Below are 14,507 nucleotides of genomic sequence, written 5' to 3' on the forward strand. Positions count from 1 at the left end.
CCAACCCGAACTATGCGAGGAATTCGGGTTGGTATTGCTACCAAATATACTGATCTTCTTCTAGTTCTCATGTTCATTAACAAGGACGATCATTAATACCAAATGGATAGATCATTTCCGGTTCTATACCTAAATTTCCATAAAAATGCTGTTCTATAAAATTTTTAATATTTATTAATTCTGAAGGAGTGGGAAAGCACGATACTTGAATGGTAGGGATATGCTCAATTAGCATATTTGTATGATCACCAACATCGGTAGAAATGAGCAAATCAAACTCCTCATATTTGAAGAGCAAATCAATACTGGATGGATCCAATGTTGAGATAGCCACTTTATTACCGTAGTGATATTTTAAAACTTCCCTAATATAATCTTTTTCGTTATAAGTTCTACACATTAACGCAACCTGTATTTTATGTTGATTCCATTTTCGAAGAACGACAGACTGCAGAAGTGAAAATATCTCTAAAACATCAAGTTTCTTAATCGTTAAAGGCACTGAAGAAAAACTTTCAATTGCCATTTCCTCAATTACTTGAAAAATTGGATTTGTTTCAAAATATGGAAGGAACTGCAACATTGAATTTCCTGAACTTTCCGTTTCAAATTCAGTTTCAACTTGTATCCTTTTGAATGTTTGGGATAAATGAAATAAAAAAATATCATCTTGTGATAGATTAAAACCAACATATTTAGAAAGACATTTTAAAAATATATCCAACGGAAAACCTTTTTTACTCCTCATTCTTTTTTTAATATAATTAATGTATTTTGATCTATTTAATGGTCGTTCCTCACTCATGATATAAATAGCAAAGAAGAGGATTTCTTGCAGTTGAATATCTCTTGATGGGCATTTGGCCATATAGTTTACCAATTCTTTCGAGAGCTCAAAATATTTACTACCCTCGTAATTATTTAAAAGATTTTTAGGAAATGAGATATAATGCCCCATGGAGACACGAAAGTTTGATATAGATAAAATCATTGTTAATCGCTGTAAGGCACCTGTTCTGCAAGACATTGAATATTTTGAAAACAGCTGTAATAAATCTGTTTGAAATTTTATCGTATCGATTGAATCATCTTTAATGGTATTAGTTCCAACTGACATAAAGTCCAAATATTGCATGATAAATCTTCTAATCTTTTTTTCATCCCCCATGACTTTAAAGGGGCTTGCAGTTAATGTAACACCTGCCTCATTAACAACTTCTTGTAATTTTTCAAGGTGACGGTATGCAGTGGAACGACTAATATAAACCGCTTGGGATATCTGGGGAATATCAACACCATCGTTCAAAAGAATTAACTTTAATGTGTGTAAATAGGAATTCTTTTCTCTTATTTGTGTTAATAAACTTTCTAATGTACCATTTTCAGGTTTAATTAGACGAACTCCAAGGTTTTCATTTTTTTTTAATATCCATCCGTCAGGGAAAATAGACTCCAGGATTTCTAAATCACGCCAAATAGTACTTCTTGAATATTCTGTTTTATCGGATAATTCAGCTATACTAATCCATTTGTTATTATTAAGTAAATGAAAAATCAAGTCTGAATAACGTTTATAAAATCGATTCATATTATCACCTATCTCGTAATCGGTTATATTCTATCCTAAACCTAAACCTAAGACTACAAAAGAATTCTCACTTTATTTCCATTCTTAACTTAGAATATTTACATCGATTCTATTATTGAGAGTAACTAAGTCCCGTTTTTTAATAGCACCTTTTCTTTCTTGAGATATTATCCTTAGAATCGGAAATTATTGTCTCGCTTTAAAGTATTTTTCTTTCTCATTAATAACTTTAAGTATGAATAATCCCCAACTTTTAAGAAGATTGTGATTATGACTGAATATGAACCAAAAAGCACTTACATAAAGTAAGTGCGTAAAACGGATTTTATCTTTTTTGTGACCTGTTAAAGGGTAGGCAGGTGATTGTTACTTTCTTTCAACCATTAACTTTCGTATTTAAAAGTCCTGATCTATTATTAAATTTTGACCCAGTTATTTTTAATCGCATGGATAACTGCTTGAGTGCGGTCATTTACTTTTATTTTTTGGAGTATTCTGCAGACATGACTTCTTACTGTCTTTTCACTGATGAAAAGTACTTCACCGATCTGGGAATTGTTTTTTCCATCTGTAAGCAATTGGAGGACTTCACATTCGCGATTTGTTAACAGGTGGAGAGGGCGACAAAGCTTTAGAGATTGCTCAAAAGCTTCATCTTCTCTTAAGTGTTTTCCAGCTAATTTTCGATATTCATTTAGTATATTGTTGATTACCTTTGAATGTAAATAAGAACCACCCTCCGCAACAAAATGCACAGCATCTATAAGTTCACTTGCGCTCATCTCTTTAAGCAGATAACCTATTGCACCGCTTTGAAGTGCTTCGGTTACATAATTTTCATCTTCACTTATGGATAAGATCATTACTTTTGCATTGGGGTTATTTTCGATTAGCCTGCGTGTTGCTTCGATTCCATTCATTTGTGGCATACTGATATCGATTATGAAAACGTCTGGCTTATATGCTTTTTCAATAGAAGCTACTTCGTTACCATCTACACCTTCGGCAATAACTTGAAAAGATTTTTCAAGTTCAAGGATTCGTTTAACCCCTTCTCGGAAAAGTTGATGATCGTCTATAATAGCAATTGTGGTAGTCATTTGGTCAGCTTCTCCTAACAATCTAATTTTCTATATTATTAAATCGTTTATTAAACCTATTCGTAACAATGAAATGAAGCAAGTGTTTAAACTCAGGATTTCTACCTGCGAATTGTCCTAAGATAGTAATTGATGAAACCTTTTCATTTATATATTTATGGAGCATCAATTAGATGCCAATTAATTTTCCCGGTATAATCGCCTATATAAACAAAAGGATCAATTTTTAACAGTATACCTTTATCTGATTCCCAGTTAATGGACACGTTTTGTTCATCTTGTGTAATCATTTCATAAACATTCGTCTCAACTCCAAGGGCCATTGTTGTTTCAATTCCATCCTCATTAACAAACTTTAATGCATCTCTCAAAAAATGCCCTTGACTATCAGAGAATTCATCCGTTAATGTTGCTGTGAGACGCCATGAACTTCCCACTCCACGGGTATCCTTCACAAGGATGTCCCAATCATTATTTCTTTTTGAATAGGTCGGTTGATTTGGTATTTGCATATTTTCAAAACTAACATTTTCAGTTACACTCATGAAACTTAATTTTCCCGTGACATTGACGGTCACTACTTCAATATTTGACTTTCGACCCGTATCATCTACAACATAGACTGTAACTTGATGCATGCCTAAAGACAATTGATCTGCCGGAATACTGTGTTGATAGTCAATGTCTTCACCTTTGTTAGTTGAATTTGAAACATTAGAAGCAAATTTTACAGGAGTATTACTATCCACTGCATAATATAAATCGACTAGATTACTATCAAGATCGTTCCAACTGCCACTAATTGTATACTCAGTGCCAAAATCAACGGGAATTTCCCGATTAGCATCCGTTAACGAAATGGCTGGGGGACTTTCAACAATGATTTTTATTGTAGCATCTGAATAAGCTCCTCCATTATCTCTTGCTATGACATGAAAGTTATTTTCTCCTAATTTTAACTGATCTGACGTTATAGGATAGCTCCAATCTACCGGTTCAGTAGAACCTCCATTGTCTAGTACTTCGGATTTCAGTAACTCGCCATCTAAGTCATAAGATAAGGTATTTGTGGAATCATCAGAATCCATCCAAGTTCCTTTTGCTTGATAATCTTCACCAACAGCTAAATGAATAGGACCTTCTTCATTTATGGTCACTTCAGGTGCATTGTTAGCTTGAATGACATAATCTACTGGCTTCGTATTCGTTATATAGTTACTCCCCTCAAATTTAACTGACTCAGTAACTTGCGTATTTACCTTTACTTGATTAACTTTCGCTTTAAAGGAAATGGTCACATCGTTCCTATTAGTATTCATATTAGGAATACTAGCTGCTAAAGATTGTCCCGTCCAAAAACTATCATCCAATTCTCTTGAGCCGTCTCCTGCTGATATTGTCATTGAGCCAGGAACATAGGAAACATGATCATTTAAAACAGTCTTCACTATAATATTGGTCCAATCTTGTTTGCCGGAAAGATACTTCGCATTTATCGTATAGGTTAATTCCTCACCCGTTTTAGCCAGAGCACCACCGTCAACAACAGTACCATCCTTTCTTGTTATTGTTTCTTTCACTTCTGCATTTACTAGCCCCGGTACTTCGTCAAATGCAACACGATTATTCTGATATCTAGATCCTGTTGAACCAGTAAAGCCCCAATAGACTTGATCTCCACCAAAGATATTTTGTATATTTATTGGGACAGAAACAGGATCTAAACCTTCTAATTGATACGTAAGTGTTGATGTAGTTGCATTCCAATTAATGGTGAATTTACGCCAGGTATCATTTGATAAATTGCCAGGATATTGAACACTACTAGATGGACCATCAATGTTATTGTGTTTCATCGTTCTTCTATACTCAAAAAGTGTGAAGTAATCGATATAAGTTTCAGCTAATCCTGGGTAGCTCCAAGCAACATGGGTCCCTTTGGTTGTATTTGTATCAAAATAACCATCGAATCGATTATTGTTAATATAGGTATCAAACTCAACAGCAAAGCTTTTTTGAATGCCATCCGTTTTGGATGACCCATGTTTCTGCCCAGCATAAACTCCAAGACCTGAACCACTGTGAGGAGATAAGGCATTTGTGCCTCTTGAGTCATTATGCATAACAAAGGCCATACCATCTGCTGCGTTAGCTCCTTGATTCCCGAAATAGATATACATTGACGCATTAAAATCTTTTGTTAAGTCCATTTTATTAGCTTCAGTCGACCAGATACCACCCTTTTGATTCGGAGTATTAGGGGTTATTTGAACGATATTACCTCCTATAACGGAACTATTTGAACCACCGGTAGTGGGAGCAATGAATATACCAGTCAAATCAATTTTAGATGGTGGATTGTTTTCATTCGCAGCTTTAACATGCACAGGGGCCAACCAGCCGGAACTTGGCAGAATTAACCCCATTATTAACATCAAGGAAAGGGTAACACGAGGAAATTTCCTGTTATTCTTCTCCATTGTCTTCCCCTCTTTTTTTCTTTTTCAGTAAAATAATGATAATGATGATCAATGTTAAAATAAACACAGCAAGTCCAATGAAAAGGAATGTATAATCTTTTTCAACTTCAACTGCTGCTTTATTTATCGCTTTTGCATCTGCGCCTTTAATTTCAAACATTTTATCAAATTTCCAGGTTTGATTACCGTCTGTAATTGTTAAATATAAATGATATTTACCTGGTTCCAACTTTTGATTATCCCAGGTAATAGGAAAATCAAAATTAGAATTCGGTGCCATGGATAACTTACTTTTCTTCGTTGAGTGGAGCTTCTCTTTTTTTCCTTCCTTCGTAATACGCGCATATACATCCAAGTTATTTATTATGACAGCTTCGGTATTTTGCAAATTCGCAGTAACAACCGTACGATAGTTCATCAACCCTGCTTGAACTTTATTTAACTTTAGTTTCGGCTTAACAACTTCATCCGTTCCCGTTAATTTCACGCCAATTACATATGAAAATTCATTTTTGATTTGAACTTTATTATTTTCTTTCTTTTTGTCCTCTTTATTTATTTCGTGAACATAGAATCCACCCAAAATAATTCCATCAAATGACTCTTTGGGCATTTGAATAGTAAAGGGCACTTTTTTTGTTTCGTTTCCTTTTATTACAATTTCTTGCCTTGGAGATATCAGGTCAGAAAAAGCATACTTTAATGAGCTGTCTTTTTTTTGTCCGGATTTGCTATAGTCAATCACTCCATTTTGATTGGTAATAGCTGTATTGGGTTCGATCATTATCTTTTTTTCTTCACTAGAAGTGTTTTTAACGGATAAAGATATCGTTTGTTTTGAACCTGGAGCCATCTTCAAATCAAAATAGGTGAGCTTTTCATTAATTTGGTTTTTGGGAATATTGGCTTTGACTGAATACTCCATAGTACCGGCAAAGGCCACTTCATTATTCGAAACAATTCCTAATCCAATCGATAATATTAAAACCATAATAGATAACATATTTTTCATTTTTTCTATCCCTCACATCTCTAATTACATGATGTCATTTTTCAAAAAAAACTTGGCTAAAATAATTAATTAAGCCAAGTTTTTTAATTTGAATTTATTTCGGTGCGTCAGATAATTCCCATGTCATAGTAGCTGTGTAGTTTTGAGCATCAGCCGATCCCGCCAAAACATTTAATTTTACGTTACTATTATCGCCTTCGGTACCTGAAAAAACATCAAGCCATGTTCCTCGACCCGCATCTACTTCAGCTAACATGAATACTTTTGAATCTGTATTATCAAATACAACATCATTAGCAGTCGGTGGTGTGGAAACATTACTGGTTTGTGATTTTACTTGTCCATTTTTGAATGATAAAATAGCTCCTGTTAAGACTTCTCCAGTATCGCTTTTAAATTCTGAAGCCTTTGCTGTCAAAGACCATCCTTCGCCCGTTCCACGTTTATCTGAAACTTGTACAAAGGGATCTTTATTTTTAGCATTATAAGTCGTGTTTCCACTCATGATTTTTTGTGTTCCAAATTGGATATTTGAGGCATGGTCCAGAGTTAAAGCCCCAGTATTTCCAGTACCCACATTTCCTGGATCTTCAGGATCAATTGGACTTGGTGGATTAGGATTGTCCGGATTTGTAGGATCTAATGGATTAGTTGGCCCCTCATCTGCAATAAAGCCAATATGATTATTAGAAGTTGCGTTATTTACGACAGCCGCCTCTATTGAACTTGTTGAAAGAAGTGTTCCGGCCAAAATAATGCCGCCTACTGCTGATAAACTAAATACTTTCATTTTTCTAATCTCCTATTTCGTTTATTTATTATTGTGGAGCGTCCACTAGACTCCAAGTTAAAGTCGATACATAATCTCCTGCTAAGTTTCCTGATGGAACAGAAATTTTAATGCTGCTTGGATCAAGTTTATCTACCCAAGTCCCTAATCCTGTGTTCACATCAGCTTTCATAAGGATTTGGGGATTAGTTGTTCCACTATCCGTACCTAATTGTACTTCCCTTAGTTCAGGTGCAGGAGAAACGTTTCCAGGATTTGTCTCGGTAGTCCCGATTGGTAATGTTACAATTGCACCTTTCAAAATTTTAGTGCCATCTGTTTGATCCGTAAATGGTGATGTTGCAACTTGCAAAGCCCAACCTACACCTGTACCACGCTTATCCGTTACTTGTACGTTAGGATCTATGGATGTAGTTGTATATTCTACGGCACCACTCGCCAATTGGTGGGTATCAAATTCTAAAGGTGAAACATTATCAATCGTTAATGAACCTTCGTTACCTGTTTCACCACCTGGTTCACTTGGGAAAATTGGATCAGTTGGTCCTGTAGTGCCATCTCCTGGTGTTATCGTAATATGACCATGAGAAGTTGCTCCAAGGCCATCTGTACTTCCTGTCACTGCATTGGGATCGATTGCTGCGAATGTAGGTGTCGCGAATAACAGTAATGCTGCTGAGGGCATTAATCCTTTAATTAAAACTTTTTTGAAACTCATTTTGTATTTCCCCTTTTTAATTTTTAATATATGATGCTCATGACCACGCCTTGAATTTGGATGAAAAATCCAGTGCGCCGATTAAACGCTGTTACAAATTCTACTGAGAATTCCTCTTTTTTCCCGTTGCTTTTCCCTCCCTGCAGTCCATTTATGTTCAATAAAGAAATGAGAGAAATGAGTAGTTTGTAATATAAAAGGTATGTCATGTGTTAATTACATTCTATAAAATAAATCGTTAGACCTAATTTCAAAAATGGGTTGTGAGGGTTCATGTAAGAAACTCAATGCTATAAACATGTAATTGGAATGACTAAAGACTGTTGTAATTTGTCGGATGATGTAAATTTAACGCTAGAAGGATAATTACTTTTGTAAAGAGGGATTAAGAAGCATAATTGATTTATTAAAATGAAACTTAATATGATCAATGAGAAGAATGAAATTATTGTTTCAAAAAAGTTATATTTCAAGAGGAGGAAACACTATTGGAAGTTATGAAAAGGGGTTTGGCATAAAATAATCAAAAAGGCTCAAAGTCTCGATAAACGGCATATACTCTATTCTAAATAAATATATTGGGCTGTTTTTGTAAACGGGAATTTGTTGAAGTTGTTTTTGAGTTTTCTCTATGAAAATGCCATTCGTATTGTGAATACATGTAAATAGCCTCGTTTTTTGAAAAGGGTAATTCGATACCTTATCCAGAATGTTGAACAGGGCTATAAAACAAAAGTTTTGAGATCATACTTGTTTGCTTAGGAACAGCCAGAAAGATTTGTAGTAGTTACAGCTGAAGGGGGTGGGGTGAAACACCTTTTTCAATTAGCATAAGACTAATCGGACAAAAGTACATAAGAGGACAATTGATTTAGGACAGTAAACTATCTTTCAAAATATATATAATATGAAGTTGTAAGCTTCAATAAAGAAATACTGTAGGTATTTTCTTGTTTATAATAGCAATGTAAGTAGTCTTATTTCCAAATACCCCTGTATCTTATCTATTTTTTTAGAGGTTTTAACTATGTTGGAGTATATTGCATTTAAGTATTAAATCAGAATAGCAGAAACTTAACCAAAACTTCTCTACTGTATATGTAGATATTTTTTTGAGGTCTTGTTAGTGCTATCCCATAAACAGTTGGATTTTTGGATTAGTTCTATTTTACTTCTTCTGCAAATAGATATGTCCCAAGTTTAATTTATTTGGTTTCAAAAAAGATATATTGCCTGGATATCGAAGAGGTATTCGTAAAAAGTGATAAATAGAATTGATGCATTACTTAATAACATTTATTAAATAACATTCAATTATTCACAACTAGGTTATGAGGTCCATCTACTTCATATTTAGAATATTAATAAGGAGAGTAGGGAAATGATAGAAACTACACAAGCATTAATATGTAATTTATATAAACACTGTAAAATGACAACTTGCCATTCATTTAGGATGGGGAATGATTTATGAGGTTTCGGACGTTATTTGGGAATTGAAAATCAAGAATTTCTTTTTATTTTAGGAGCTCTTCATGATATTGGTAAATTAGAAATTCCTCAACAATTATTAAAATAAAAAGGCTGTTTTCACATACTTTGTTGCTATTTACCAAGTAGTGCGGTGTGGTTGATTTCCCTTCCAGATGCTCGCTTTCCGCGGGGCGGGCGGTGAGCCTCCTCGGCGTAAACGCCTGTGGGTTCTCACCTGTCCCGCTGCTCCCGCAGGAGTCTCACACTTCCGCTCCAATCAACCTTAAATAGTTTCGTTTTAAAAACAACAATCTTTACGAAAAGAGCCAATAAAAAAAGAAAGAATAATCTTTGAAGATTAGCTTTGGGGTGTTTGTAATCGCCGTTTTGGAATGTAAAGAAAAGGATAAGAATACTTAAACACGCTGAAATGCGTGTTTTTTCTGTAAATAAGCAATATTGAAAAGTGAAATTACCAAAGTGACAATTAAATAATGTTATTTATTGCATTGAATCGCCAAGCAATCCAATGCTAGTGTTACGACTGATACGATGGCAGGAATGATTTTTTTCATGAAAGTCCTCCTGTCTATCTTTTTCATGAATTCTCATATTTTAAGCCATTTATACAGTGAAAACGTATGAAATATTGAAAAACAGGAAGTAACGACTAGCTCAATCCGCCATTCCTTTTAATAGATGTTCATGACCTGTATTCTGTATAATTACAGGTGGAAAGTCAAAATGATACGGATCAAGCAATTTGCTTGGCCCGTATCATTTCAATTCATCATGTAACTTATTTAAAAGATCCTGTGAATCTTCGCCACTCATCATCTGGCCGTTCACTCTCGCATAGGGGGTTTTCTTACAAAGCGTACACTCACTCAAACATTCATATTCCTTATATTGAATCCTTGGATTCGCTAAGAACTTACCATAATCGGCAACTGTTTGTTCATTAAGGAAGCGGTCAAGATTATTTTGGCAAAATTCAATCTGGATTTTCGCCTTTTTTGAGAACACTTTGGATAACAAATTTTTCATCATATCGCTTCTTTCATTGGAAGAGTAAATATTTGTTATTTTGATTTTATCACTTCCTGTAACGAAATGCATGATTGGTTCATCCAAATTCATTACAATTTGACTATCGGGAGAATATCAAAGCAATTCCCTTGTATATTGACACATGTCCAAGAAATGATAGAATAAGAATGGATGATAATGAATCTCATTATCATGAATGGAAGAACCTTGTAACTATTGCAAACTCATGAGTCCCATTTCAATAGATGACTTTGCGATAGTCTTTATTAAAATATACTTAATTAAAAATATTTTCGCTGTATTAAAGTGAGATAGGAAGAGTAGGAAATGTAGATGAAGATAAGATATTTAGTCATGGCGTTGATTGTTTTATCATTTACGTCATTATTCATTGGTGTAAAAGATATTACCCCCCTGGATTTATTGAATCTAAGTGATGATAAAGTGCAAATCATGCTGCAAAGCCGTTTCCCCAGAATGGTGACCATAGTCATTGCCGGTATTGTGATGAGTATAAGCGGGCTGATCATGCAGCAATTGAGCCGCAATAAATTTGTATCCCCGACGACTGCCGGTACCATGGACTCTGCAAGGCTGGGACTTCTTCTTGCCATTATCATTTTTCCATCGGCAGCACTTATTGAGAAAATGGCATTCGCTTTCATATTCGCTTTGGCAGGTACGTTCTTGTTCATGAAAATTCTTGATCAAGTGAAATATAAGGATACGATTTTCATTCCATTGGTTGGTTTGATGTTTGGTAATATCGTAGGATCCATCTCGACTTTCTTTGCCTATAAATATGATTTGATTCAAAGCCTCAACACATGGATGAATGGTGATTTCTCGATGATCATGTCGGGAAGGTACGAACTTATATATGTAAGTATCCCTCTGGTCATTCTCGCATACTTCTTTGCCAATAAATTCACTGTGGCAGGGATGGGTGAGGAGTTTGCTATCAATCTAGGACTCAATTATAAGCTTATAGTCAATTTTGGATTGATCATCGTGGCATTATCCTCCACTGTCGTTTTGTTAACGGTGGGAACGATTCCTTTCATAGGATTGATCGTACCAAATATTGTATCCCTTTACCTTGGTGACAATTTGAAAAAGAGTCTTTCTCATACAGCATTGCTAGGGGCAGTATTCCTATTGATCTGCGATATTCTGGGCAGGATCCTCATATATCCATTTGAAATCCCGATCGGACTCGTGGTTGGTGTGATAGGAAGCGCCGTATTTATCTATTTGATAATGAGGAGAAAGGCATATGAATAATAAAAGTAGGATCATTATATTGGCTGTTGTTGCAGCAGCTTTAACGGCAGGTTATATCTTTTGGGACCTTGGCCCGAATTGGGATTATGCACTGCCGAGAAGGGTTATAAAAATCATCGCCATCATCGTGGTTGGTTGTGCAATAGCTTTTTCAACAGTGATTTTCCAGACGGTCACGAATAATAAAATCCTGACACCAAGCATTTTAGGGTTGGACTCCATGTATATGCTGATCCAAACGGGAGTGATCTTCATCTTCGGTTCAACGCATATCATGATCATGAATAAAAATCTCAATTTCCTGATTACACTTGCGGCCATGCTTATTTTTGCAAGCCTGCTGTTCAAGTTCATGTTCAAGGAAAACCGCAATATTTACTTCCTATTGCTGATCGGTATCATCTTCGGAACCTTATTCGGCAGCATGTCTTCATTCATGCAGGTATTGATTGACCCGAATGAATTTCAAATCATTCAAAATAAAATGTTCGCCAGCTTCAATAATGTCAATACGGACCTGTTAACGTTAGCTATTATCCTCATGATAGCAGCAATGATATATTTCATGAGATTTTTGAAGTATTTGGATGTCATGTCCCTTGGGAGGGACCAAGCCATAAACTTGGGTGTGGATTATGATTTTGTCACGAAGCGGGTTTTAATCGTCGTGACGGTTTTAATCTCCATTTCGACTGCCCTGATCGGTCCGATCACGTTCCTCGGATTGCTTGTTGCAAATGTGGCTTATCAATTCATTAAGTCCTATCAGCATAAACATATCATCCCGGGTGCAATGCTGATCAGTGTGATTGCCTTGGTCGGCGGCCAATTCATTGTAGAGAGGATCTTTACGTTCTCCACGACCTTAAGTGTCATCATCAACTTTGTCGGCGGTGTCTATTTCATCTATCTTCTATTAAAGGAGAATAAATCATGGTAGAAGTGAAAAATTTATTCAAAAAATATAATAATAAAACGGTTGTCGAGGATGTTTCCATTGAAATAATGAAAGGGAAAATCACATCCTTCATCGGTCCCAATGGAGCGGGGAAAAGTACCGTCCTTTCGATGATCAGCCGTCTCATTACCCGGGATTCAGGAGAAGTCCTGATCGAGGGTAAGGATATGGGGAAATTCAATAGCAATGAACTTGCGAAAAAGATTGCCATCTTAAAGCAGGCTAACCACATCAATATCCGTTTAACGATTCGTGAACTCGTCGCCTTTGGCCGTTTTCCTTATTCACAAGGAAAGCTGACTAAAGAGGATTGGAAATACGTCGATGAAGCGATTGAATATATGGAACTTGCTGATATGCAAGATAAGTTTCTTGACCAGCTTAGCGGCGGCCAGCAACAGCGGGCCTTCATTGCCATGGTTATTGCCCAAAACACGGAGTATGTACTTCTTGATGAACCCCTGAACAATCTTGATATGAAGCATTCCGTCCAAATCATGAAGGTATTGAGGAGATTGGCTGATGAATTGGGGAAAACGGTCATTATCGTCATTCATGACATTAATTTTGCTTCCTGTTATTCCGACTATATTGTCGCATTGAAGGATGGCAAGGTTGTTCATAATGGTCCTACCGAACAAGTCATCAATTCCAATGTATTAAAAGAAATTTATGATATGGATATTGAAATCCAAAGTATCAATGACAATAAGATCTGTGTGTACTTCACATAAGACAATTCCATTTGGTTTTAAATTACTTCAGTATTCGTAACCGTCCAGGAATCACCTACTACGCTCTTAGGCAGTTAAGAGTTGGCGGGCGCCCAAGACTTTAGCCGCCTCCTGTTCATCTGGCAGGGAAAGTGTTGAGATGAACTCTGTGATGGTGAGGATTCAATATGTAATTTTAAATAAAAAAATTTTTTCGAGGTGACCATAATGATTAAGAAATTATCCTTACTGCTTTTGGTTGCAATGCTGGCTGTAGTGGCTGTAGCTTGTGGATCAGATAAGGAAAAAGAAGAATCAAGCGCGAAAAAAGAAAGTGCTAAAAGCGAAGAAATTACGGTTAAGCACCAACTAGGCGAAACGAAAGTGAAAACAAACCCTGAAAAAGTCGTTGTATTCGATATGGGTACTCTCGATACTCTTGATAAATTGGGTGTCGAAGTAGCAGCTGTTCCACATGATGGTCTTCCAGAATACCTTTCTAAATATGAAGGTACAACTGAAAATGCCGGTGGATTAAAAGAGCCTGACTTCGAAAAAATCAACGAAATTGCTCCTGACTTAATCCTTATTTCTGGCCGTCAATCTGAGGCATATAAAGAATTAAGCAAAATTGCCCCTACTGTTTTTGTGGGTGTAGATACAACAAAGTATATGGAATCCTTTGAAGAAAACGTAACACTTTTGGGTAAAATCTTCGATAAAAAAGACGAAGCAGCTAAAGAATTGGCAAGTGTAGAAGAAAACATTAATGCTTTGAAAGAAAAAGCTCCAACTGATAAAACTGGTTTAATCGTTCTTGCCAGCGGCGGAAAAGTAAGTGCTTACGGACCAGATTCAAGATTTGGAATCATCCATGATGTTTTCGGAGTACCTGCAGCAGATGATAAATTGGAAGTATCGACACATGGTCAAAGTATTTCTTTCGAATACATTGCTGAAAAAAATCCTGACTACCTATTCGTTGTAGATAGAGATGCGGTTGCTGGTGATGGAGCTGCAGCGAAAGAAACGATTGAAAATGACATTGTAAAAAATACAAAGGCATTTAAAGAAGGTAACATCATTTATCTAGACCCTAACTACTGGTACTTATCAGGCGGCGGTTTAGAATCTGTTGACGCTATGGTTAAAGAAGTATCAGAAGGCATTAAGTAATATAAATATGATTAATGAAAATCCTGTCCTCGATCGAGTGGCAGGATTTTTTTATTTTTATAATAAAGCTGGATGAAACAAATATACTAACAAAGGGGACGGAAGAACTCCTGCAAAACACAGGTAAGCTTATAATAAGGCGCCCACAATCCAATTAAGGGAATG

The 14,507-nt window shown here is 35.8% G+C and carries 11 protein-coding genes; 4 read left to right on the top strand and 7 right to left on the bottom strand.

Going from position 1 to position 14,507, the window contains the following annotated elements; translation table 11 throughout:
• Positions 1-76: 76 nt before the first annotated feature.
• The 7 genes from ACIQ0C_RS12145 to ACIQ0C_RS12175 form a co-directional block, all read right to left on the bottom strand.
• Entirely contained in the window at positions 77-1,588 is a 1,512-nt protein-coding gene (locus tag ACIQ0C_RS12145; protein ID WP_403060144.1) for an AcpB/EbpR/MafR family transcriptional regulator, read from the bottom strand.
• 416 nt (positions 1,589-2,004) lie between these two features.
• Entirely contained in the window at positions 2,005-2,688 is a 684-nt protein-coding gene (locus ACIQ0C_RS12150; RefSeq protein WP_403060147.1) for a response regulator transcription factor, read from the bottom strand.
• A gap of 155 nt (positions 2,689-2,843) precedes the next feature.
• On the bottom strand, positions 2,844-5,168 hold the full coding sequence (locus ACIQ0C_RS12155) for an L-type lectin-domain containing protein (protein ID WP_403060150.1): 2,325 nt from the start codon (positions 5,166-5,168) through the stop codon (positions 2,844-2,846).
• Positions 5,155-6,180, bottom strand: a complete 1,026-nt coding sequence (locus ACIQ0C_RS12160) for a WxLIP family cell surface protein (RefSeq protein ID WP_403060153.1) — start codon at positions 6,178-6,180, stop codon at positions 5,155-5,157. The genes ACIQ0C_RS12155 and ACIQ0C_RS12160 overlap by 14 nt, the downstream gene beginning before the upstream one ends.
• 94 nt (positions 6,181-6,274) lie before the next feature.
• A complete protein-coding gene (locus tag ACIQ0C_RS12165; RefSeq protein ID WP_403060156.1) occupies positions 6,275-6,970 on the bottom strand; it encodes a WxL domain-containing protein in 696 nt (231 codons plus the stop codon).
• A 28-nt stretch (positions 6,971-6,998) separates the two neighbouring features.
• Positions 6,999-7,688, bottom strand: coding sequence for a WxL domain-containing protein (locus ACIQ0C_RS12170; RefSeq protein WP_403060159.1), 690 nt, complete (start codon positions 7,686-7,688; stop codon positions 6,999-7,001).
• 2,250 nt (positions 7,689-9,938) lie between these two features.
• The gene (locus ACIQ0C_RS12175) at positions 9,939-10,280 is read right to left on the bottom strand and encodes a DUF1450 domain-containing protein (protein WP_403060162.1); all 342 of its coding nucleotides are present in this window, start codon (positions 10,278-10,280) and stop codon (positions 9,939-9,941) included.
• Between the two features lie 264 nt (positions 10,281-10,544).
• Here ACIQ0C_RS12175 and ACIQ0C_RS12180 point away from each other — a divergent pair, with 264 nt between their 5' ends.
• The 4 genes from ACIQ0C_RS12180 to ACIQ0C_RS12195 all read left to right on the top strand — a co-directional run bounded on the left by ACIQ0C_RS12180 (position 10,545) and on the right by ACIQ0C_RS12195 (position 14,342).
• Positions 10,545-11,495 (top strand): ABC transporter permease, encoded by a 951-nt coding sequence (locus ACIQ0C_RS12180; RefSeq protein WP_241593205.1) that lies wholly within the window; start codon positions 10,545-10,547, stop codon positions 11,493-11,495.
• On the top strand, positions 11,488-12,435 hold the full coding sequence (locus ACIQ0C_RS12185; RefSeq protein WP_403060166.1) for an iron chelate uptake ABC transporter family permease subunit: 948 nt from the start codon (positions 11,488-11,490) through the stop codon (positions 12,433-12,435). The genes ACIQ0C_RS12180 and ACIQ0C_RS12185 overlap by 8 nt, the downstream gene beginning before the upstream one ends.
• The gene (locus ACIQ0C_RS12190) at positions 12,429-13,187 is read left to right on the top strand and encodes an iron ABC transporter ATP-binding protein (RefSeq protein WP_034310071.1); all 759 of its coding nucleotides are present in this window, start codon (positions 12,429-12,431) and stop codon (positions 13,185-13,187) included. Before ACIQ0C_RS12185 ends, ACIQ0C_RS12190 begins: the two co-directional genes overlap by 7 nt.
• Before the next feature lie 210 nt (positions 13,188-13,397).
• Positions 13,398-14,342, top strand: a complete 945-nt coding sequence (locus tag ACIQ0C_RS12195) for a siderophore ABC transporter substrate-binding protein (RefSeq protein WP_483878362.1) — start codon at positions 13,398-13,400, stop codon at positions 14,340-14,342.
• Positions 14,343-14,507: the final 165 nt, after the last annotated feature.

The organism is Peribacillus sp. NPDC096448 (genome assembly GCF_044762675.1).
Lineage (GTDB): Bacteria > Bacillota > Bacilli > Bacillales > DSM-1321 > Peribacillus > Peribacillus frigoritolerans_B.

Bases quoted from the DNA above. Each gene is read 5' to 3' on its own strand.
- ACIQ0C_RS12145 (WP_403060144.1), bottom strand. From the start codon at position 1,588: ATGAATCGATTTTATAAACGTTATTCAGACTTGATTTTTCATTTACTT.
- ACIQ0C_RS12150 (WP_403060147.1), bottom strand. From the start codon at position 2,688: ATGACTACCACAATTGCTATTATAGACGATCATCAACTTTTCCGAGAA.
- ACIQ0C_RS12155 (WP_403060150.1), bottom strand. From the start codon at position 5,168: ATGGAGAAGAATAACAGGAAATTTCCTCGTGTTACCCTTTCCTTGATG.
- ACIQ0C_RS12160 (WP_403060153.1), bottom strand. From the start codon at position 6,180: ATGAAAAATATGTTATCTATTATGGTTTTAATATTATCGATTGGATTA.
- ACIQ0C_RS12165 (WP_403060156.1), bottom strand. From the start codon at position 6,970: ATGAAAGTATTTAGTTTATCAGCAGTAGGCGGCATTATTTTGGCCGGA.
- ACIQ0C_RS12170 (WP_403060159.1), bottom strand. From the start codon at position 7,688: ATGAGTTTCAAAAAAGTTTTAATTAAAGGATTAATGCCCTCAGCAGCA.
- ACIQ0C_RS12175 (WP_403060162.1), bottom strand. From the start codon at position 10,280: ATGCATTTCGTTACAGGAAGTGATAAAATCAAAATAACAAATATTTAC.
- ACIQ0C_RS12180 (WP_241593205.1), top strand. From the start codon at position 10,545: ATGAAGATAAGATATTTAGTCATGGCGTTGATTGTTTTATCATTTACG.
- ACIQ0C_RS12185 (WP_403060166.1), top strand. From the start codon at position 11,488: ATGAATAATAAAAGTAGGATCATTATATTGGCTGTTGTTGCAGCAGCT.
- ACIQ0C_RS12190 (WP_034310071.1), top strand. From the start codon at position 12,429: ATGGTAGAAGTGAAAAATTTATTCAAAAAATATAATAATAAAACGGTT.